Origin of the sequence: Pantoea sp. SJZ147, assembly GCF_007828605.1 — a bacterium.
In the GTDB taxonomy this organism is placed as follows: Bacteria; Pseudomonadota; Gammaproteobacteria; order Enterobacterales; family Enterobacteriaceae; genus Pantoea; species Pantoea allii.
Genome location: NZ_VIVB01000003.1, coordinates 337,565 through 359,671, shown reverse-complemented (window position 1 = coordinate 359,671; position 22,107 = coordinate 337,565). Strand labels below are relative to the sequence as shown.

Here is a 22,107-nt window from a genome sequence, read left to right as displayed (position 1 = left end):
GGCACGCAACGCGTGCCCAGTGATGAATCAGACATCCAGCAGCAGACGCGCCGGATCTTCCAGCATCTCTTTCACTGCGACCAGATAGCCGACAGATTCACGGCCATCGATTAAACGGTGATCGTAGGAGAGAGCCAGGTACATCATTGGCAGGATCACAACCTGACCATTGACCGCCATTGGACGATCTTTGATGGCGTGCATGCCCAGAATCGCGCTCTGTGGCGGGTTGATGATTGGCGTAGACATCAGTGAACCAAACACACCACCGTTGGTGATGGTAAAGTTACCGCCAGTCAGATCCTCAACCGTCAGCTTGCCGTCACGGCCTTTTAAAGCCAGTTCTTTAATTTTCTTCTCGATGTCAGCCATGCTTAACGCATCAACATCACGCAGTACCGGTGTTACCAGGCCACGTGGCGTAGAAACGGCAATGCTCACATCGAAGTAGTTGTGGTAAACCACATCTTCGCCATCGATAGAGGCGTTGACTTCAGGGTAACGCTTCAGCGCTTCCACGACGGCCTTGATATAGAACGACATAAAGCCCAGACGCACACCGTGACGCTTCTCGAACGCATCGCCGTACTGCTTACGCAGGTCCATAATGGGCTTCATGTTGATTTCGTTGAAGGTCGTCAACATGGCGGTGCTGTTCTTGGCTTCCAGCAGACGCTCCGCAACACGCTTACGCAGACGCGTCATCGGTACACGTTTTTCGCTGCGGTTAGCCACTGGCTGCTGAGCAGCAGGTGCCGCCGCGGGCGCTGCGGCTTTATCTGCCTGCGGTTTGTTCGCCAGATGCTTTTCAACATCTTCACGGGTTAAACGTCCACCCACGCCGGTGCCTTTGATCTGCGAAGCATCAAGATTATGCTCGGCAATCAGGCGGCGGATAGCCGGGCTAAGTGCGTCACTGCTCTCTTCTTCCAGAGAAGCCGTCTGACGCTGAGATGGCGTCGATTCATTGCTTTCCGCTTTGGCACTGCTTTCTTTGCCAGCACTGTTGCCTTCTTTCAGGCGACCCAGGATCTGACGGGAGGTAACCGTTGCCCCTTCGTCTTCCAGCACCGCTTCCAGCACGCCATCGGCAGAAGCTGGCACTTCCAGCACGACTTTGTCAGTTTCAATTTCGACGATGACTTCATCGCGACTTACTGCATCGCCTGGTTTCTTGTGCCAGGTTGCTACTGTGGCATCTGCAACCGATTCAGGCAGGTCGGGAACGAGAATATCTACGCTACTCATTATCTTTCCTTTTAATTAATTGACGTTCAGAGCGTCATTAACCAGGTCTTGCTGCTGTTGTTGGTGTACGGACATATAACCCACGGCCGGTGAAGCCGATGCCGGGCGACCTGCATAGCGCAGCGTGGCACCGAACGGCACGACATCACGGAAATGATGCTGGCTACAGTACCAGGCGCCCTGGTTCAGCGGCTCTTCCTGGCACCAGACAAAATCCTGTACGTGAGAATAAGCTTTTAATGCTTCCTGTACCGCCTGATGCGGGAACGGGTAAAGCTGTTCGATGCGCACGATGGCAACATCGTTTTTCTCGTCTTTACGACGCTGTTCCAGCAGATCGTAGTAAACCTTACCGGAACACATCACGACGCGCTTAACGCCTTGCGGGTCCAGATCGTCGACTTCGCCAATCGCAGGCTGGAAACTGCCATTCGCCAGTTCTTCCAGAGAAGAGATAGCCAGCGGGTGACGTAACAGCGACTTCGGCGACATCACCACCAGCGGACGACGCATACCACGCAGCGCCTGACGACGCAGCATGTGATACACCTGAGCCGGTGTTGACGGGACACAAACCTGCATGTTCTGCTCGGCGCAGAGTTGCAGATAGCGTTCCAGACGTGCAGAGGAGTGCTCCGGGCCCTGACCTTCGTAGCCATGCGGGAGTAACATCACCAGGCCACACATACGGCCCCACTTCTGTTCGCCAGAGCTGATGAACTGGTCAATAACAACCTGAGCACCGTTAGCAAAGTCACCAAACTGCGCTTCCCAGATGGTCAGCACGCGTGGCTCTGCAGTGGCATAGCCATATTCAAACGCCAGCACCGCTTCTTCAGACAGGACCGAGTCCCACACTTTGAACTCGCCCTGGCTGTTATGAATATGATGCAGCGGCGTATAGGTTGAGCCGTTCGCCTGGTTGTGAACAACTGCATGGCGATGGAAGAAGGTACCGCGACCGGAGTCTTCACCCGAGAGGCGAACCGGAATCCCTTCATCAACCAGGGTTGCGTAGGCCAGATTTTCTGCACCGCCCCAGTCGAACGCTTTCTCGCCTTCGGCCATCAGCTTACGATCGTTGTAAATCTTGGCAACGCGTGCCTGTACTTCAATCTGTTCAGGGACCTGGCTGATGCGTAATGCCAGTTCCTTCAGGCGTTTCATGTCAACCTGTGCCGGGTAAGGCTCATCCCACTCGTGGTTCAGGTAAGGCGACCACGTGAACGAATGCAGGCTCATTGGACGCCATTCAGGCACCACGCATTCGCCCGCATCGAGCGCATCGCGGTACAGATTCACCATTTCGGTGGCATCTTCCTGAGAGGCAACACCTTCACCTTCCAGACGATCGGCGTAGATTTTACGCGGCGTCGGATGCTTTTTGATTTTCTGGTACATCAACGGCTGCGTTGCACTTGGCTCATCCGCTTCGTTGTGACCATGACGGCGATAGCACACCAGATCGATAAACACATCGCGTTTAAAGGTATTGCGATAGTCCAGCGCCAGACGTGTTACAAAAGCCACTGCTTCCGGGTCGTCAGCATTGACGTGGAAAATCGGGGCCAGCACCATTTTGCCGATGTCAGTACAGTACGGGGTTGAACGCGCGTCTTTCGGGTTGGAGGTGGTAAACCCAACCTGGTTGTTAATGACGATGCGAACCGTACCGCCGACTTCATAGCCGCGCGCCTGTGACATGTTCAGCGTTTCCTGAACGACGCCCTGGCCAATAACCGCAGCATCACCGTGAATGGTGATAGGCAGAACTTTATTACTGACCGGCTCAGCCAGACGATCCAGACGAGCACGCACCGATCCCATCACCACCGGGCTGACAATTTCCAGGTGAGACGGGTTAAACGCCAGCGCCAGATGCACCAGGCCGCCTTCGGTTTCAATATCCGAAGAGAAGCCCATGTGATATTTCACATCACCAGTGCCCAGATGCTCTTTGTGCTTGCCAGAGAATTCGTCAAACAGATCCTGTGGCTTTTTACCCAGTACGTTAATCAGTACGTTAAGACGGCCACGGTGCGCCATCCCCAGTACCACTTCACGTGTGCCGTTTTTGCCCGCATGACGAATCATTTCGCGCAGCATGGGCACCAGCGCATCACCGCCTTCCAGCGAGAAGCGTTTCGCACCCGGGAATTTCGCGCCCAGATATTTTTCAAGGCCTTCTGCCGCGGTCAGCTCTTTCAGGAAACCTTTTTTCTCTTCGCCACTGAATGAGGTCTGGCTCGCACCGGATTCAATACGCTGTTGAATCCAGCGTTTCTCTTCGGTGTTATTGATGTGCATGTATTCTGCACCAATAGAGCCACAGTAAGTCTGCTTCAGCGCGTCGAACAGATCGGCCAGCTTCATGGTTTCTTTGCCAATGGCAAAAGAACCTACGTTAAAGCTTTCCTGAAAATCGGCGTCGGTCAGATCGTGAAAGGCGGGATCGAGATCGGCAACACGGTCCTGTTTCCACAGGCCAAGCGGATCGAGATTGGCTTCCTGATGTCCGCGAAAACGAAACGCGTTTATCAGCTGCAGCACTTTCACTTGTTTGGAGTTGGTTGCCGGATCGGTGACTGAGGAGGTGTAACGAGATGCGTCTTTCGCCAGGCGACGGAAATATTCGCGAGTCGCGGAGTGGAACTGCTCAGGTTTCACTCCCGTGCCTGGTAACTGTTGGAACATCGAGCGCCACACTGCATCCACAGAGTCAGGATCGGTCAGGAAATCCTCATAGAGTTGCTCTATGTAAGACTGATTCGCGCCGGCCAGCCAGGAGGAGTCCAGCCAGGGCTTCATCGCGCTGTTCTGCATTGTGATCCCTTAAGCAATGTTATGCTTTTTTGAGGTTTCATTTGTTGCCGCTTTCGCGGTTAGCCGTAGTGAGTTCAGCGATACGAGCACTGTGCGCAGCGCGCGCCCGGCCCGTAAGGGAACCTTTGTAAACGTGGTCGGAACCGCGTTTACAGAGGCTTCCGTAAAACACCGGGAACCTGAGGTTCCCGGTGGTACAACTAGGCGCCGCGTTGCAGCAGCATCGACTTGATATGGCCGATAGCGCGCGTCGGGTTAAGCCCTTTAGGACAAACACTTACACAGTTCATGATGCTGTGACAGCGGAAAACGCTGAAGGCATCACTCAGATTATCCAGACGCGCATCGGTTTCGGTGTCGCGGCTGTCAATCAGGAAACGGTAAGCGGCCAGCAGGCCCGCAGGACCGATGAACTTGTCCGGGTTCCACCAGAACGACGGGCAAGAGGTGGAGCAGCAGGCGCAGAGGATGCACTCATACAATCCATCCAGATGTGCACGCTCGCCCGGCGACTGCAGATGCTCACGCGCTGGCGGGTTTTCACCGTCGTTTAATAAGAAAGGTTTAATTTTCTCATACTGGGCATAAAACTGCCCCATGTCCACCACCAGGTCGCGCACGACAGGCAGGCCCGGCAGAGGACGGATAACGATTTTCTGCTTGCCGTTGCCCAGTGCCGAGACCGGCGTGATGCAGGCCAGGCCGTTTTTACCGTTCATGTTCAGACCGTCTGAACCGCACACGCCTTCACGGCATGAGCGACGGAACGCCAGCGTAGGATCTTTCTCTTTCAGGCGGATCAACGCATCCAGCAGCATCATGTCACGGCCGTCTTCCGCTTCCAGGGTATAGTCCTGCATCCGCGGTTTGTCATCGACGTCCGGATTGTAACGATAGATCGAAAATTCAAGTCTCATGATGATCTCCGCAATTAGTAGGTACGCGCTTTAGGCGGGAAGGCCGCACGCAGTTTCGGTTGCATGTTCACCTCACGGCGCGTCATGCTTTCCGTTTGCGGAACATAGAGGCTATGGCACAGCCAGTTTGCATCATCACGTTCCGGATAATCGAAACGGCTGTGTGCGCCACGGCTCTCGGTGCGGTAGTTGGCCGCCACAGCAGTGGCGTAAGCCGTTTCCATCAGGTTGTCCAGCTCAAGGCACTCAATACGTTGGGTATTGAAGTCAGGTGAACGGTCATCCAGACGGGCTGACTTCAGACGCTCACGGATCTCTTTCAGCTCAGCAAGCCCTTCACGCATCGCATCGCCTTCGCGGAAGACCGAGAAGTTGTTCTGCATACAGCGCTGCAACGCTTTACGGATTTCAACCGGATCTTCACCCGTCGTGTTGTTTTCCCAGCGATTGAAGCGCGCCATCGCAGCATCAATGTTTTCCTGGTTGGCTTCGCGCAGTTCGCCCTGCTCTTCCAGGCACTCAAGCAAATGCACGCCAGCCGCACGGCCAAATACCACCAGGTCCAGCAGCGAGTTACCGCCCAGACGGTTGGCACCGTGTACTGATACGCAGGCGATTTCGCCCACGGCGAACAAGCCCGGGATCACTTCATCTTCGCCCTGCTCGTTAACGCGCAGCGCCTGGCCCGTTACTTTGGTCGGCACGCCGCCCATCATGTAGTGGCAGGTTGGAATGACCGGAATCGGCTCTTTAATTGGGTCAACGTGAGCAAAGGTACGGGACAGCTCAAGGATACCTGGCAGACGGGATTCCAGCACTTCCGCGCCCAGGTGATCAAGTTTCAGCTTGATATGCGGGCCCCATGGACCTTCACAACCGCGACCTTCACGGATTTCCACCATCATCGAACGCGCCACAACGTCACGACCGGCGAGGTCTTTGGCGTTAGGGGCATAGCGCTCCATGAAACGCTCACCGTGTTTGTTGAGCAGATAACCGCCTTCACCACGACAACCTTCTGTTACCAGTACACCTGCACCGGCAATACCGGTCGGGTGAAACTGCCACATTTCCATGTCCTGCACGGGCACGCCAGCGCGCAGCGCCATGCCGACACCGTCGCCGGTATTGATGTGGGCGTTCGTGGTGGACTGATAAATACGTCCTGCACCGCCGGTCGCCAGAATGGTGGCTTTCGCTTTGAAGTAGACCGTTTCGCCGGTTTCCATGCAGATTGCCGTACAGCCTACAATCGCACCGTCGTCATTCTTCACCAGATCCAGCGCATACCATTCGGAAAAGATCGTCGTTTTATTTTTCAGGTTCTGCTGATACAGCGTATGCAGCAGAGCGTGGCCAGTACGGTCGGCCGCTGCGGCAGTTCGCGCCGCCTGCTCACCGCCGAAGTTTTTCGACTGACCACCAAACGGACGCTGATACACGCGGCCGTCATCAAGACGGGAGAATGGCAGACCCATATGCTCCAGTTCCAGAATCGCTTCCGGGCCGACGTGACACATGTATTCAATGGCGTCCTGGTCACCGATATAGTCGGAACCTTTGACGGTATCGTACATATGCCATTCCCAGTTATCTTCATGGGTATTACCCAGCGCAACGGTGATACCGCCCTGCGCGGATACCGTATGAGAACGGGTCGGGAAGACTTTAGACAACAGGGCACAGGTCTGGCCCGATTGGGAGATTTGCAGTGCCGCGCGCATACCTGCGCCGCCTGCGCCGATTACCACGGCATCAAATTCTCTGATTGGTAAACTCATTTACACACCCCACACCACAACAAATCCATAAATAGCATATGACAACAGCGCCACTACGATAACCAACTGTAACAGCAGACGCGCCGCCACTGATTTAACGTAGTCCGTTAACACCTGCCACATACCAATCCAGCCGTGGATCAGAATGGAAAACAGCGTCAGGAGCGTGAACACTTTTGTAAATGCAGAAGCGAAGAAGCCACGCCAGATGTCATACGTTAGCGTGTCTGTCATCACCACGAAACCAAGGATGTAGATGATGTAAAGCGTAATGAGGATTGCCGACGCGCGCAGCAACAGCCAGTCCTGAATGCCATTGCGACCCAACGCGGATGCATTGCTTACCATACGAGGACTCCTGCTAAAATTGAAAGCACGACAGTAATACCAAACGTCACCTGCGCAGAAAGCTTACCCGCTTCCAGCGTTTCGGCCAGATAACCAAAATCCATTAACATATGACGTATCCCGCCCACTGCATGATAGGCCAGCGCAGTTAAAATGCCCCACATGATAAACTTCGCAAAGAAGCCATTCATGATAGACGCTGCGTGCTGGAAACCTTCGGGAGAAGAGAGAGAAAGACCGAGAAGCCATAACAGGATGCCGAGAGCAACCAGAGTGATGACGCCGGAGACGCGATGAAGAATGGACGATATTGCAGTAACGGGAAACCGGATCGTCGAGAGATCCAAGTTGACAGGTCTTTGTTTTTTCACGGTTTTGCCCACACAGCTCTTTTTTATTTTGCTTCCTCCGGACATAAGACCTGAACCGCAACGCTGTTCAGACTTTATCCGTCACCAAAATAGCAACATCCAGTGTTAAATGACGTGGTACAAACGCTGGGTGGCTCCTGGTGTCAGGGTATTCCGGAGACCTGGCCGGAAGTATAGGACGATCACATTCTGATTACAATTCCCCTACAAACTCTTTGGAGAATTTTGGGTAGAACAGTGATCATTCTCACGTTTTTCACAATTCATACAAATTTAATTATCTGATTTGACAATAGTTCAACAATTCAGTTACAAACTAATCCGATAAAATCCTATGATGCACAAAAGTTATGGGGATACACTTTCTCCTAAGCTTAAGTTATGTAACATTGCCAGTAACAGTTTTTAAAACCATCAGGTTATTGGTTACAAAGAAGTTATGTCCTGACCGGATCTTTAACAACCGCGATATGCACATGTCACGGCTTTACATTTCCTGTGGAACGCGCCTCTCACTCTGTACCCTTCACTGCTTATAATGCAGAGTGACACCGTGAAGTACTGCCTAAATGCAACATGCACGCGTTTCAGGTGTCGAAAGATCCTTACCTGCCCAAGGCGCTATGGAGACGAAAATGACAGATAAAAAAGTGACGCTAACCCTACCCGACGAAAAGCCTATTGAACTGAGTGTGTTACAAGGCACGCTGGGCCAGGATGTCGTTGATGTCCGCGAACTGGGTTCTAACGGCCTGTTTACCTTCGATCCTGGTTTCACGTCTACAGCGTCCTGCGAATCAAAAATTACCTTTATCGATGGCGATGAAGGTATCCTGCTTCACCGTGGCTTCCCAATCGACCAGTTGGCAACCCACTCAAACTACCTTGAAGTGTGTTATATCCTGCTGAATGGTGAAGCACCGTCGCAGGAACAGTTCGAAGACTTTAAAGTCACAGTTACCCGCCACACCATGATTCATGAGCAGATTACGCGTCTGTTCCACGGCTTCCGCCGCGATTCGCACCCAATGGCCGTGATGTGCGGCGTGACCGGCGCACTGGCGGCGTTTTATCACGACTCGCTGGACGTGAACATTGAACGCCATCGCGAAATCGCCGCGTTCCGCCTGCTGTCGAAAATGCCTACCATGGCAGCGATGTGTTACAAGTATTCAATCGGTCAGCCGTTCGTTTATCCACGTAACGACCTTTCTTACGCGGGTAACTTCCTGCACATGATGTTTGCGACACCTTGCGAAGAATACAAGGTTAACCCTGTGCTTGAACGCGCCATGGATCGCATTCTGATTCTGCATGCCGATCATGAGCAGAACGCATCCACCTCTACCGTGCGTACCGCCGGTTCGTCTGGCGCTAACCCGTTTGCCTGTATCGCTGCAGGTATCGCCTCCCTGTGGGGACCGGCGCACGGTGGCGCAAACGAAGCCTGTCTGCGCATGCTGGAAGAGATCAGCACCGTTGAGCACATTCCAGAATTCGTACGTCGTGCAAAAGACAAAAACGACTCCTTCCGCCTGATGGGCTTTGGTCATCGCGTTTACAAAAACTATGACCCACGCGCAACTGTCATGCGTGAAACCTGTCATGAAGTGCTGAACGAACTGGGCATGAAAGATGACCTGCTGGAAGTGGCGCTGGAGCTGGAACACATTGCGCTGAACGACCCGTACTTCATCGAGCGTAAACTCTATCCAAACGTGGACTTCTACTCCGGTATTATCCTGAAAGCCATGGGCATTCCGTCTTCCATGTTTACTGTGATTTTTGCCATGGCACGTACCGTTGGCTGGATCGCCCACTGGAAAGAGATGCACGATGAAGGCATGAAAATTGCCCGTCCTCGTCAGCTGTATACCGGTTATACCGAGCGCGACTTTACGTCACAGCTGGATAAATAAGCCCGTCGCCTGGGCGAATATCGCACCGGGCCATCGACGACAAAACGGCTATGCTGACAAGGCATAGCCGTTTTTTTGTGCCCAAAGGATGCAGGTTCCGTTGAGGTCGGACAGGTTTAACCTTATCGCTAAAGATGCTGTCGGATCACGGCAAGATGTTACTTTTTCGCGGCTGTTTCGCCAGCCTGAGCCGCTCTGAATTTGCGCCATTCATCGCGCGTTACTTCCCAGAGTTCTGAGTCATGTTCGCCTGAAACATAGTGTTGCTTTTCCGTTCTGATACAACGCATACCGCTTTTAACCGAGATAGCGACCGAACGTTGATTCGGCGCAGCTTTGGGTGTTCTCAGTACCGTTTTTTGCAGCACATTGAACCAGAAATCAGTAACGGCATTGCTGGCCTCGGTCATGTAACCCTGCCCCTGCCATTCCGGTACCAGCCAGAAGCCACGATGATTGTCCGGCGTGTCCATCAGGGAGATCGCCCCAATCATCAGTTGTTCCTCTTCCCGGCGACGTAATGTCCAGTACCAGCCTTTTCCCGCGGCGACGGCGGGTAAGGCCACATTGGTGATATAGTCTCTGGCGGCCCCGTCCGGATAAGGCCAGGGAACCGAATCGATCAGGTAGCGGACGATTTCCCATCGGGGAAACGTCGCTTGCATCGCGTCAGCGTCCAGCAATGTCAGCGGTTTTAATATCAGTCGTTCAGTCACAATTTCAGGCGTCATCGTGATGTCCTGCAACAGAAACCTGTGAATTAACCTGAGCCATCGTTTTGCTGCCGCGCTGTCGATCAGACCCGCCTGGCGTTTACATCTGACAGCCCGGGCACCAGTAAAACGGCCGGGAGGATAACACTCCCTTTTCAATCGTCTCACCGCAGCGCCGACACCGCTTACCCTGACGGTGGAACACCTCAAAGCGAAAGGCCGCTTCGCTGTGATACTTTTTCATTGTCCCGCGCATACGATAGGCATGACGCGGCACAGAGAGCAACGCATCACTGAAGGCAGCAAGCTGTGACCCGGTCAGTGACTGCGCGTTGTGGTGCGGCAGCAGCTGTGCCAGCCAGAGGATTTCCGCACGCAGATAGTTACCCAATCCAGCCAGAAACGCCTGGTCCAGTAATAAGCCGCTAAACTGGCGACGACGAAACCGCGCTGAAAGCAGCCGCTGCGTGACGTTCTCCACCGTCAGCGCGTGGCTTAACACATCTGGCCCAATGCGATTGAGAAACGGATGGCTGGCCAGCGTTTCCGCATTCAGCAACGCAATATCTGAGGCGCTGTACAACAATATCGCCTGGTCTGCTGTTGCCAGACGCACGCGTAACTGTCGCCGGGTCTCTGGCTGCACGTCGGGCGGCACAATGCGCCAGACGCCGTAAAGCTGGTTGTGAGAATAGAGCGTCAGACCGTTGCTGAAGTGTGTCAGCAGCGCTTTGCCGCGCGTCTCAATTGACGCCACCTTCTCCCCCACTAATGCTGGCTCGTAGGTTTTTAGCGCAGGAAAAGCAAACCAGACGTCGGTTAAAGGCTGACCGACAATGGCAACTTCAAGCTGATCCGCCACGCGGCGGATCTCCGGTCCTTCTGGCATCACTCGTCCTCTTAATGGGTTGCGCCACCCGCTTCCTTGAGATCCTGGGTGGTTTCCAGCGTGGTGTGTACAGCAATTTTCAGCGCCTCGATCACGGTTGCGGCGGCCATGCTGGGTTGGCCTGGATGATGCGCTGCTTGCTCAGGCAGGTAAGGAATATGGATAAATCCCGCCCGTGCCGCACTGCCGTGTTGGTGCAGCCAGTGCAGCAAACCGTACATCACCCGGTTACAGGTGAAGGTGCCGGCGGTTTGCGACACCGAGGCCGGAATTCCGGCTTTGCGCACAGCAGCCACGATGGCTTTGATCGGCAGGCGTGAGAAATAGGCAGCCGGTCCATCCTGCACAACCGGCTCATCCACGGGTTGATGACCCGCGTTATCGGGGATGCGCGCGTCATCAACATTAATGCCAATGCGCTCGACGGTGATATCGCTGCGCCCACCGGCCTGTCCGACGGAAATAATGGCATCCGGCTTAATCTCATCCAGCGCCTGATACAACACGTCCAGCACCTCGCTGAACACGACCGGTAACTGGCGCGTGACAATACGCGCACCGGCAATCTGCTGGCCTTCCAGCGCACTCACCGCCTGCCATGATGGATTAATGGATTCGCCACCAAAGGGTTCAAACGCCGTCATTAATACCGTTTTCATGCTGCCTCACAGAAACATCAGGAAATAGAGTAAAAAAACGTTAACGATTAACAGTAGCACACCGGTCGGGACCTGAGCTTTGATAACCGCATTACGATCTGGCAACTCCAGCAGCGCCGCAGGCACGATATTAAAGTTGGCCGCCATCGGGGTCATTAGCGTACCGCAGTAGCCTGAAAACATACCGATTGCCGCCATCACCGCCGGATTACCACCATGCTGCAGCACCAGAATGGGAATACCGATGCCCGCCGTAATAATCGGGAAGGCAGCAAAGGCGTTCCCCATGATCATTGTCAGCAGCGCCATACCGACCGCGTAAACGGTTACCGCAATGAAGCGGTTGTCCACCGCCAGATACTGTTCGGTAATATGGGAAATGGCACCGCCCACACCTGCAGCAGTAAATAACAGCCCCAGCGTGGCCAGGATTTGCGGTAAAAGAAAGGCCCAGCCCACACAATCCAGCAGGCGTCGGGTTTCCTGCATCGACTGCACCGGCTTTTCATGGGTCAGTTTCATGGCAATCAGCCAACCCAGCAGGCAGCCCACCGTCATGGAAAACAGCGTGACCAGCGTAGAGTGGTTGCCTGGTCCAAATAACCCGCTCTGTAAACCATGAATATTATTAAAGGCCAAGACACCAATAACCGTTACGACAGGAATCGCTAAGGCGGGCAGAAAGAGTTTATTTTTGAGGCGTTGTGCGCTGGCCTGCTTTTCCTCTTCGCTGCGCTGATGATAGCGCCCGAGCTTTACGCCCCCACATCCGGCAATCAACCCCATCAGCACGACCGCAACGCCGACGGTAATATGCAGGGTGCGCGTACCGCTCTCTGTTGACCCCATGAGCTGTGACATCCAGCGCGTGGTCCAGTCACCCACCAGAAAAATCAGGCCGTACAGTCCCCAAAACAGTCCGGTAGTAAAACGGCGCGGGTTCGCGCTGTCGCGCCAGGACAACAAGGCCACCACCAGCAAGATAACGCCGGCCAGCCACATCAAATACTGTTGCTGGAACATTAGCGAGCTCCTTTGGCTTTGCTGGTCTGACTGTTAATAGCGCTCAGTTCACGTGCCAGTTGACGATCCAGCCTTAACAGACGCGCGGAGTGAATCAAAAAGGCAGCGACAGCCGTTGGAATGCCCCATAAAGCGATATGCAGCGGCTCGGTCTGAATACCGGCGGATTCCTGCATAAAATTGTGCATGAAGATGATGGCACCGAAAGCGACAAAGATGTCCTCGCCAAAGAATAAACCGACGTTATCCGTTGCGGCAGACATGGCACGCAGGCGGTGGCGTATCTCAGGAGACAGCGCGCCGTACCGGCTTTCGCTGGCACCTTCGGCCATCGGAGCCAGCAATGGCCGCACCATTTGCGGATGCCCACCGAGGCTGGTCAGCCCCAGCGCCGCAGTTATTTCGCGCACAAACAGATAGACGATAAGCAGTCGCCCCGCCGTCGCGGTTTTAATCTGAGCAATCCACGTCTGGGCACGCTGTTTCAAACCATGGCGTTCCAGTAAGCCGATCACCGCCAGCGGCAACAGCAGGATAAGCGGCAGATTGCGGGTATTCAGAAAACCTTCACCCAGTTTTTGCAGAATATCGCCCAACGGCATCATGGCGGCAAGTCCGGTGACAAAGCCCGCGACGATCACCACCAGCACCGGATTAAAGCGCAAAACGAAGCCGACTACGATGGCAGCAATGCCCAGGAGTGGCCAGAGATTCACTACGCTATCCATATTTTCCCCTCGTAAGATATGAAAAAAAGCCTGAGCTTATCAGCCCGGCTGTGCCGCTTTATTGACTGGTTACAGCAATATTGTTATTGGCGAAGCTGGCACGTAATCGTTGCGCAAACTGCAGTGCATGTTCCCCATCACCGTGCACACAGACGGTTTGAGCATTGACCGCAACCCACTCACCACTCAGGCTTTTTACCCGCCCCTGCTGCACCATCGCCAGGGTCTGGTCGATAGCCTGCGCTTCCTCTTCAATTAGCGCGCCAGGTTGACCCCGAGGCACCAGGGCACCGCTACTGAGATAGCCGCGATCGGCAAACACTTCTTCGCGGGTTTTCAGGCCGTAGTGGGCCGCCGCCCGAATGGATTCGCTGTTCGCCAGCCCCACGACAATCAGTCCGGCATCGATAGCCTTAACGGCACGGGCAATGGCGTCCGCAAGCACGGCGTCGGCGGCAGCCTGGTTGTACAACATTCCATGGGGCTTTACATGGACCAGCGATTGCCCTTCGCTCTCCGCCAGGCTTTTCAGCGCGCCCACCTGGTAGATAATTTGGGCGTAAACGGTTTCGGGCGGCAGTTGCATGGCGCTGCGGCCAAAATTCTCACGGTCAGGAAAACTGGGATGTGCCCCAATCGCCACACCAAATGCGCTGGCCCAGCGCACGGATTGCAGCATCGTCTGTGCATCGCCCGCGTGAAACCCACAGGCGATATTGGCGGAGCTCACCAGTTGCAACAGCGCACGATCGCTGTCGCCGCCCTCGCCCAGATCGGCGTTTAAGTCAATTTTCATTAGCCAGTCCCCATGCTATTTGATCCAGTGCGTGCTGCTGTTGCCGTTTTGCTACCCGCGCCTCCTGTGGCGTACAGGGCACAAAATGGATCGGTTCCCCCAGACGGATCTGCGCCAGATGGTAGAGATCGCTCTCTATAATGCAGGCAATGCGCGGATAGCCGCCGGTCGTTTGTGCATCGGCCAGCAATACGATAGGTTGCCCGCTACCCGGCACCTGAATGATGCCCGGCACCAGGCCATGGGATAACAGCTCGCGTGAGGTTTCACGTTGCAAGGCAGGCCCCTGCAAGCGGTAGCCCATGCGGTTACTTTGTGGATTGAGTGTCCATGCCGCTCGCCACAGCTTTTGCTGGGCCTCTTCACTGAATTCGTGATATTCCGGCCCCGGCAGCGCGCGAATGCGGTTGCCCCACAGCAACTGCTTTACACCTTTTTTATGTGTGAAAGGCTGCCCCGGCTGGCCTAAAGGAATACGATCGCCATCCTGCAAGGTGCGCCCCTGAAAACCGCCAAATCCGGCTTTCAAATCCGTGCTGCATGAACCCAGCACGTCCGGCACATCGAACCCGCCCTGTATTGCCAGATAACTGCGCATCCCGTGGACCGGTTTCTTTAGTACCAGCACCTGACCTTTTTTGACCGGCAGCCGCCAACCGGTCCAGACGGGCTTGCCATCCAGTTCGGCCTGACAGCCGGCCCCCGTTAAGGCGAACCAGCCATTACGTCTGAATTCTGCTTTGAACTGACCCAGGACAATTTCCAGCACGGCGCTGCCCGGCGGATTACCGACCAGTAAATTTGCCGTGATCATGGCGGGCTGATCCAGAACGCCACTCACGCCGATACCGTATTGCCGCCAGTCATTGCGGCCGAAATCCTGAATACTGGTTGCCAGCCCCGCCCGAAGAATTGTTAACATATGCCTTCCTTTTGCGGAACAAAACGGACTTTATCACCCGGATGCAGCAACGTGGGTGGCTGCTGCTGTGGCGTGAAGAGCGCCAGCTGGGTTTGACCAATGAGCTGCCAGCCGCCGGGCGAAGCTAACGGATAAACCCCCGTCTGACTCCCGCCAATCCCTACCGAACCGGCAGGGACGACAACGCGGGGTTCCGCACGGCGTGGCATGTGCAGACGAGGATCAAGCCCGGCCAGATAGGGAAATCCTGGCTGGAAACCAATAAAAAAAACGTCGTAATCGCGACTGCTGTGCAACTCCACCACCTGTGTTACTGACATGCCGGCGTTTTCCGCCACCAGCGTCAGGTCTGGCCCCACCTCACCGCCGTAGATAACCGGTATCTGCATTACACGGGACTCGATGACCTGTGCCTTACTTTCCTGCCACCAGTGGTTGAGCTGATCGATCGCCTGCTGCGCATCAGCGGGCGCATCGTGCAGCAGCAAGGTGAGATTGTTCATACCGGGAATCACGTCCCGTATCGCATCATGTGACTGCACGCGGTGGCTCAGGTGCCATATTCGCTGCTGGCTTTCCAGTGAAACCGGCGGTGCCAGTTCCAGCACCACCGCACGTTCGCCCAGCATATAGCATCGTGTTTTTTGCAACACGCACCTCCCGGTAAACTGAATGATTGCGCTCAGGCATCATGCTGGCGTCCAAAAGCAGGCCCTGGTGTTGCGGCCTGAAGAAGGTAGTTATGCGAAAGTGACAGAGATGTGTCAACAGATTTGGGTTCTGTCGCGTTATACAGAACCCACAGGATCAGGCAGGATTAGGGATATCAATAAAGGTCACATCAAGGCCATGCTCTGCCGCCAGCCACTCACCCAGTGCCTGGATGCCGCACCGTTCAGTCGCATGATGACCGGCGGCGAAAAAGTGCAGGCCCTGCTCGCGTGCGCTGTGAATGGTTTGCTCAGACACTTCACCCGTTATAAAAGCATCCACCCCAAAGGCAGCTGCACTGTCGATAAACCCTTGACCGCCACCACTGCACCAGGCCACACGGCGGATTTCAGCAGGCGCATTATCGCCGCAGTGCAACGGCTCACGCCCCAGCACCTCGGTAATGCGCTGGGCCAGTTGCTGACCTGTCACTGGCTGGGTAAATTCGCCCCAGGGCACCAGCGGCATGATCTCGCCCATCACCTTGATGTCCAGCAGTTTAGCCAGCTGCGCGTTATTACCCAGTTGAGGGTGCGCATCCAGCGGTAAGTGCCAGCCATAGAGATTAATATCGTTAGTCAACAGGGTACGCAGCCGTTGGCGCTTCATGCCTTTAATGACCGCAGGCTCGTTTTTCCAGAAATAACCGTGATGCACCAGCACCGCATCGGCATGACGGGCCACGGCTTCATCCAGTAACGCCTGGCAGGCGGTGACGCCGGTAATCACCGTTTTTACCTCGGCGCGCCCTTCTACCTGAAGGCCGTTTGGCGCGTAATCGCTGAAGCTGTGGGTGTCCAGTTGCTGGTTGACGATGTTTTCTAACTCATAATGATTCATTTCTGCTCCTTGCCGCCTCAGGCCGCGTTCTTCGCGCGCTCAAAAGCGTCGAGTGTCTTTTTACGTGCGTCTTTATGTTCCACGATTGGCGCTGGATAATCGAGTGTCTTGTTATTTTTCTGCGCCCATTGATGCGGCTGATGAATATCACTATCAGGGACCGCGCTTAGCTCAGGCAGATAGCGGCGGATAAACTCACCCGCTTTATCAAAGCGCTCGCCCTGGGTGGTCGGGTTGAAAATGCGGAAATAGGGTGCAGCATCCGTTCCGGTTGAGGCCGCCCACTGCCAGCCGCCATTGTTGGCAGCCAAATCACCGTCTATCAGTTGCTGCATAAAGTAACGCTCGCCTTCCCGCCAGTCGATAAGCAGATCTTTAACCAGAAAACTGGCCGTAATCATACGCAGTCGGTTATGCATCCAGCCAAGCGTATGCATCTGGCGCATGGCCGCATCCACGATGGGATAACCAGTTTTACCCGCTTTCCAGGCCTCGAAATGCGCACTGTTGCGTTGCCACTCCACATTGCGCGTCCAGTGGACAAAGGGCTGATGTTTACACAAACGCGGGTGCGCCACGATGAGATGGCGATAGAACTCACGCCATATCAGTTCATTGATCCATACGGTTGCCGGGCTGTTATCCAGTGCTTTCGGCTGTTCATGGAGGATGCGATGCAGGCATTGCCGTGGCGAGAGCACGCCGACAGCGAGGTAGCCCGACAGACGACTGGTACTGTCCAGCGCAGGCAGATCGCGCTGCGTTGAATAATCGAGAACCGCTTTTTTGGCGAACTCGCGTAACCGCTTAATCGCCGCCTGTTCACCGGGCGGAAACAGCGACGCGTCAATATCGGCGTGGGGATAATCGAAAGGCGGGATACTTTCTTGTCCGCTAAGCGGCGCACCTGCGCGGGCTTTGGGGGCGGGTACGCACTCAGGTAGCCCCTGCTGTAACCGACGGAGAAAGGCGCGGCTGAACGGCGTAAACACTTTGTACATCTCACCATCACCGGTTTGAATACTCCCCGGCGACAGCAGTACGCTGTCATCAAAGCCCTGACAAACCACGTCCACTTCATGCAGCCGTTTTTCAGCCCTGGCGTCCCGCTCACGTTCGTTAACTTCGTACTGATAGTTATAAAACAGCCGATCAACCTGCTGCTTTTGGCAGAATTCGACCAGGAACCCGATGCTGGCCGCAAAATCATCACACTGATGAAAATGCAGCGGAATGCCCCGCTCCGCCAGGGAAGACTGAAGTATGCACAGATTCTGGTGAATGAAAGCGGCCTGTCGGGGTGCCATCTCATGTTGTTGCCACTGTCCCGGCGTTGCGATAAATAGCGCAATCACGTTGGCATCAGGTTGATTGCAGGCCGCGTGCAGTGCCAGATTATCGTTAATGCGCAGATCGTTTCGCAGCCAGACTAAATGGGTGGTCATAATACTCCTGAATCATTGTCCATATCGCAGGCGCAGGGCTTCGGGATAAGGATCGAAGTAACGCTGCTGCGTCAGCCACGGATGTGGATATTCCGCCATGTAGTGTTTGAGGATGGTGATGGGCGCTAACAGGGGTTGCGTTCCCTGGCGGTAGCAGTCAATCAGCGACGTCAGCTCTTTACGCTGAGGCGAGCTTAACTGACTACGGAAATATCCCTGAACGTGCATCAAAACATTGGTGTGGTTGGTGCGAGAAGCGGGCTGAGACATCAAATCCATCAGCCGGTTGCGGTACTCAGAGGCAAAAGCCTCCAGTGATTCCCACTGGTTCATTGAGGCGACAAAGGGCCCCAGCTCACGGTATTTTTTTTGCGAATGGGCCAGCAGCAGCAGCTTGTAGCGGCTGTGAAAGGCAATCAGGCTGTGGCGCGTCAGGCCCGCTTTCCACATCTGATAAAACTCATGGAGCGCGCAGATGCGACCAATAAAATTTTCGCGTAGCGCCGGATCGTTCAGGCGTCCATCTTCTTCAAGCGGCAACCAGGGCATTTCACGTTGCAGAAATTCGGTAAAAATGCCGGTCCCCGCTTTGCGATTATTGTTCGTGGCTGGTTCATAAATGCGTACGCGTTCCATCCCGCAGCTGGGTGATTTTGCACACAGAATGTAGCCGCAAAGATGATGGAGAGATTTAACCCGGTTTTCGGACCAGTTGCGCATTTTATCAGTGATATCTTCCCCGCCTTCTTTGCTAAAGCACAGGTGAAGATCGTCATCATCGCCGGTTTTAACGAGGCGAAGCGCTGGACGAGGCGTAGGAAGGCCAATCGCCATTTCAGGGCAGACAGGTTCAAAACGCACGAATGGGGTAAGTTGCTCAGTGGCGAAGGCCAGGCGTTTGTGGCCGCCATCAAATCTGACGCTCTCACCCAGCAAGCAAGCGCTGATTCCAACCGGAATTTTTTCGCTCATACTTGTACAACCTCCGAAAACTTGTAGAGGTTTAAGTGTAGCTCAAAAAATAACGGAAATCAGCCTTCACCATGAAGCAGAGTGCGATAACGCCTAAAAAAAAGCCCGTTCCCTTCGAGTCGAGCAAGGGAACAGGCCTGTCGGTGAGCAGATGGATGCGGTTAGCGCAGCCTGCTTACCAAAAAATACCGGCTGCGGCTTCAGACTGCGCCAGCCAGACCGGTTTTGCGCTGGTTTTACACCACATACGATGCAGATAGCTGTAAAAACGTGCGCGATCCTGGCGAAACAGCATGACCGGCAGTGCCAGCAGGCCCAACAGGATAACCAGCGTACGGCGCAAAATGATTTTATGGCGTGAATAGGTCCGGTACATGGATTCCTCCTGGCGCGAAATCGGGGTTAAATGTGATCTGCGTCTAATATTACGCCTGATTGTGTAATTTTACTACTCATCTGACCACTAAATTTGACTCTTTTTTGTTCTTCCTGCGGCAATTTGAAAATTAGTTACATTTTGGTTAAATAATGGTTGTAGCGATGATCTTTGAGGCAGGTTTATGGCAACACGGACGAACGACTGAAAAGTTGGTACAGTGTGTTTTCCCTTTTCAGGCAATGGCAGGCTTGGTGTGACCACGGTTTTAATCATTGAAGATGAGAAAGAAATTCGCCGCTTCGTGCGCATCGCGCTGGAAAGTGAAGGCCTGAAGGTTTTCGATGCCGAGACGCTGCAGCGCGGGCTGATCGAGGCAGCGACGCGAAAACCCGATCTGGTCATTCTCGATCTCGGGCTGCCTGACGGCGACGGCAAAACCTTTATTGGCGAACTACGCCAGTGGAGCGCGCTGCCCGTGATTGTTCTGTCGGCCCGAATCGACGAGCAGGATAAGATCGATGCGCTGGACGCAGGCGCTGATGATTACCTGACGAAACCCTTTGGCATCGGTGAACTGCTGGCACGGGTGCGCGTTGCTTTGCGTCGCCATGCCGGGCAACATGCCGATCCAAAAGTCAGCTTCGCCGATGTCACCGTGGATATTGCGGCGCGCAGAGTGCTGCGCGGCGGAGAGGAAGTTCATCTCACCCCGATAGAGTTTCGCTTGCTGACGACCCTGCTGAACAACGCGGGTAAAGTGTTGACCCAGCGTCAGCTGTTAAGCCAGGTCTGGGGGCCGAACGCCGTCGAGCACAGCCACTACCTGCGCATCTATATGGGACACCTGCGACAGAAACTGGAGGCGAATCCTACTCAGCCAGTACATCTGTTAACGGAAACCGGCATCGGCTACCGCTTTATGCCATAAAAAAAAGCGCCAGCGGCGCTTTTTTCATTTAACTGACTTATCAGGCGTTTTTCAGCACTTCGCTGACAATCTCTACCGCTTCTTTTTCGATCTGTGCACGGTGCTCTGCGCCCAGGAAACTTTCACAATAGATTTTGTACGCATCTTCGGTGCCCGATGGACGGGCAGCAAACCAGCCGTTTTCCGTCATGACTTTCAATCCACCGATAGACGCGCCATTACCTGGCGCAGCCGTCAGGCGCGCGGTAATCGGATCGCCCGCTAACGTATCCGCACTGACCATTTCAGGTGACAGCTTAGACAGCGCCGCTTTCTGCGCCGAGCTGGCGGATGCCTGCAGACGGTTATAGCTTGGTGCACCAAAGCGTGCGGCCAGTTCGTCATAGTGCTGCTGCGGGTTCTTGCCGGTAACGGCCGTAATTTCCGCTGCCAGCAGGCACATGATGATGCCGTCTTTGTCAGTTGACCATGGCGTACCGTCAAAGCGCAGGAAGGATGCGCCCGCGCTCTCTTCGCCACCAAAGCCAAAACTGCCGTCAAACAGGCCATCGACAAACCACTTAAAGCCAACCGGCACTTCCACCAGCTTGCGGCCGATGTCGTTAACCACGCGGTCAATCATGGCACTGGATACCAGGGTTTTACCCACGGCAACGTCTTTGCCCCACTGTGGACGATGCTGGAACAGATAGTTGATCGCCACCGCCAGATAATGGTTCGGATTCATCAGCCCGGCAGGCGTAACGATACCGTGGCGGTCGTAATCCGGATCGTTACCAAAGGCCAGATCGAACTTGTCTTTGTACGCCAGCAGGCCCGCCATGGCACATTCGGACGAGCAGTCCATGCGCACCACGCCATCTTTGTCCAGATGCATGAAGCGGAAAGTCTGGTCAACTGCGTCATTCACCAACGTCAGGTCAAGTTTGTAGTGCTCCGCAATACGCTGCCAGTAGGCAATACCGGAACCACCAAGCGGATCGACGCCAATTTTCAGGCCGGCTTTTTGAATCGCCGGAAAATCGATGATCTGTGAAAGCCCTTCAACGTAAGGCTGGATCAAATCTTTCTCGACCACGCGACCGCTGGCCCAGGCCTGGTCCAGTGGCAGACGTTTGACGTCTTTTAAGCCGTCTTTCAACAGCTGATTGGCGCGGTCTTCGACCACTTTGGTGACGTTGGTATCGGCAGGTCCACCGTTCGGCGGATTGTATTTAATCCCACCATCTTCGGGGGGATTGTGCGACGGCGTAATCACAATACCATCCGCGAGCTGACCACCCGATTTGTTGTGCTCAAGGATGGCGTTTGAAATCGCCGGCGTTGGCGTGTAGCCATTGTCCTGCTGAACAATCACGTCCACGCCGTTTGCGGCCAGCACTTCCAGCACGGACAGCAGCGCAGGTTCAGAAAGCGCATGCGTGTCTTTGCCTACGTAGCACGGACCGGTGATCCCGTTCTTGCTACGCTCTTCCGCAATCGCCTGGGCAATCGCCAGAATGTGCTTTTCGTTAAAGCTGTGGCGTCCTGCGCTACCGCGATGGCCTGATGTGCCAAATTTCACCGCATGTTCTGGGTTCGCCACATCGGGCTGCAGGACATAATATTGTGAAGTTAATTGTGCAACGTTAATCAAATCGCTCTGCTGGGCAGGCTGCCCGGCACGGGGGTGATTGGCCATTGGCGCTTCTCCCT

Annotated in this window: 21 protein-coding genes; 2 read left to right on the top strand and 19 right to left on the bottom strand. The window is 54.7% G+C overall.

The genetic code is table 11. The features are described from left to right. Positions 1-27: 27 nt before the first annotated feature. The 6 genes from odhB to sdhC form a co-directional block, all read right to left on the bottom strand. Positions 28-1,248: a 2-oxoglutarate dehydrogenase complex dihydrolipoyllysine-residue succinyltransferase gene (gene odhB / locus FBY13_RS07020; protein WP_109717171.1), complete on the bottom strand. Its 1,221-nt coding sequence runs from the start codon at positions 1,246-1,248 to the stop codon at positions 28-30. A gap of 15 nt (positions 1,249-1,263) precedes the next feature. Next, entirely contained in the window at positions 1,264-4,071 is a 2,808-nt protein-coding gene (sucA, locus tag FBY13_RS07015) for a 2-oxoglutarate dehydrogenase E1 component (protein WP_063878790.1), read from the bottom strand. Between the two features lie 200 nt (positions 4,072-4,271). Next, positions 4,272-4,988 carry a succinate dehydrogenase iron-sulfur subunit gene (locus tag FBY13_RS07010; protein ID WP_063878789.1) on the bottom strand — a complete coding sequence of 239 codons (717 nt, stop codon included), beginning with the start codon at positions 4,986-4,988 and terminating at the stop codon, positions 4,272-4,274. 14 nt (positions 4,989-5,002) lie between these two features. Beyond that, entirely contained in the window at positions 5,003-6,769 is a 1,767-nt protein-coding gene (gene sdhA / locus FBY13_RS07005) for a succinate dehydrogenase flavoprotein subunit (protein ID WP_063878788.1), read from the bottom strand. Next, entirely contained in the window at positions 6,770-7,117 is a 348-nt protein-coding gene (gene sdhD, locus FBY13_RS07000) for a succinate dehydrogenase membrane anchor subunit (protein ID WP_063878787.1), read from the bottom strand. It lies immediately after the preceding gene. Then, positions 7,111-7,533 (bottom strand): succinate dehydrogenase cytochrome b556 subunit, encoded by a 423-nt coding sequence (gene sdhC / locus FBY13_RS06995; RefSeq protein ID WP_162287606.1) that lies wholly within the window; start codon positions 7,531-7,533, stop codon positions 7,111-7,113. The genes sdhD and sdhC overlap by 7 nt, the downstream gene beginning before the upstream one ends. A gap of 590 nt (positions 7,534-8,123) precedes the next feature. Between sdhC and FBY13_RS06990 the strand changes: the two genes are divergently transcribed. Continuing rightward, positions 8,124-9,407 carry a citrate synthase gene (locus tag FBY13_RS06990; protein ID WP_063878786.1) on the top strand — a complete coding sequence of 428 codons (1,284 nt, stop codon included), beginning with the start codon at positions 8,124-8,126 and terminating at the stop codon, positions 9,405-9,407. 158 nt (positions 9,408-9,565) lie between these two features. On the opposite strand, the gene FBY13_RS06985 is transcribed toward FBY13_RS06990, so the two are convergent. The 12 genes from FBY13_RS06985 to FBY13_RS06930 form a co-directional block, all read right to left on the bottom strand. Then, entirely contained in the window at positions 9,566-10,138 is a 573-nt protein-coding gene (locus tag FBY13_RS06985) for a GNAT family N-acetyltransferase (protein ID WP_145393809.1), read from the bottom strand. A gap of 82 nt (positions 10,139-10,220) precedes the next feature. Then, positions 10,221-11,009 (bottom strand): endonuclease VIII, encoded by a 789-nt coding sequence (nei, locus tag FBY13_RS06980; RefSeq protein ID WP_096012125.1) that lies wholly within the window; start codon positions 11,007-11,009, stop codon positions 10,221-10,223. An 11-nt stretch (positions 11,010-11,020) separates the two neighbouring features. Beyond that, positions 11,021-11,668 (bottom strand): pyroglutamyl-peptidase I, encoded by a 648-nt coding sequence (pcp, locus tag FBY13_RS06975; protein WP_145393808.1) that lies wholly within the window; start codon positions 11,666-11,668, stop codon positions 11,021-11,023. Positions 11,669-11,674: 6 nt separating this feature from the next. Then, a complete protein-coding gene (locus FBY13_RS06970; protein ID WP_145393807.1) occupies positions 11,675-12,691 on the bottom strand; it encodes a DUF979 domain-containing protein in 1,017 nt (338 codons plus the stop codon). Further along, positions 12,691-13,419, bottom strand: coding sequence for a DUF969 domain-containing protein (locus FBY13_RS06965; RefSeq protein WP_063878781.1), 729 nt, complete (start codon positions 13,417-13,419; stop codon positions 12,691-12,693). The genes FBY13_RS06970 and FBY13_RS06965 overlap by 1 nt, the downstream gene beginning before the upstream one ends. Positions 13,420-13,477: 58 nt before the next feature. After that, entirely contained in the window at positions 13,478-14,215 is a 738-nt protein-coding gene (gene pxpA / locus FBY13_RS06960; RefSeq protein WP_145393806.1) for a 5-oxoprolinase subunit PxpA, read from the bottom strand. Further along, complete coding sequence (gene pxpC, locus FBY13_RS06955) at positions 14,205-15,137, bottom strand: 5-oxoprolinase subunit PxpC (RefSeq protein WP_145393805.1); 933 nt, start codon at positions 15,135-15,137, stop codon at positions 14,205-14,207. Before pxpC ends, pxpA begins: the two co-directional genes overlap by 11 nt. Then, positions 15,131-15,787, bottom strand: coding sequence for a 5-oxoprolinase subunit PxpB (gene pxpB, locus FBY13_RS06950; protein ID WP_145393804.1), 657 nt, complete (start codon positions 15,785-15,787; stop codon positions 15,131-15,133). Before pxpB ends, pxpC begins: the two co-directional genes overlap by 7 nt. Before the next feature lie 157 nt (positions 15,788-15,944). Further along, positions 15,945-16,688: a type 2 GTP cyclohydrolase I gene (locus FBY13_RS06945; RefSeq protein WP_145393803.1), complete on the bottom strand. Its 744-nt coding sequence runs from the start codon at positions 16,686-16,688 to the stop codon at positions 15,945-15,947. 17 nt (positions 16,689-16,705) lie between these two features. Then, on the bottom strand, positions 16,706-18,133 hold the full coding sequence (phrB, locus tag FBY13_RS06940; protein ID WP_145393802.1) for a deoxyribodipyrimidine photo-lyase: 1,428 nt from the start codon (positions 18,131-18,133) through the stop codon (positions 16,706-16,708). A 12-nt stretch (positions 18,134-18,145) separates the two neighbouring features. Next, complete coding sequence (locus FBY13_RS06935) at positions 18,146-19,105, bottom strand: 2-thiouracil desulfurase family protein (RefSeq protein WP_063878776.1); 960 nt, start codon at positions 19,103-19,105, stop codon at positions 18,146-18,148. 175 nt (positions 19,106-19,280) lie between these two features. Continuing rightward, entirely contained in the window at positions 19,281-19,481 is a 201-nt protein-coding gene (locus tag FBY13_RS06930) for a DUF2517 family protein (protein ID WP_063878775.1), read from the bottom strand. Between the two features lie 256 nt (positions 19,482-19,737). Here FBY13_RS06930 and kdpE point away from each other — a divergent pair, with 256 nt between their 5' ends. Continuing rightward, on the top strand, positions 19,738-20,412 hold the full coding sequence (gene kdpE, locus FBY13_RS06925; protein ID WP_063878774.1) for a two-component system response regulator KdpE: 675 nt from the start codon (positions 19,738-19,740) through the stop codon (positions 20,410-20,412). Between the two features lie 40 nt (positions 20,413-20,452). Here the strand turns inward: kdpE and pgm are convergent, their stop codons facing one another. Beyond that, complete coding sequence (pgm, locus tag FBY13_RS06920; protein ID WP_063878773.1) at positions 20,453-22,093, bottom strand: phosphoglucomutase (alpha-D-glucose-1,6-bisphosphate-dependent); 1,641 nt, start codon at positions 22,091-22,093, stop codon at positions 20,453-20,455. Positions 22,094-22,107 lie beyond the last annotated feature (14 nt).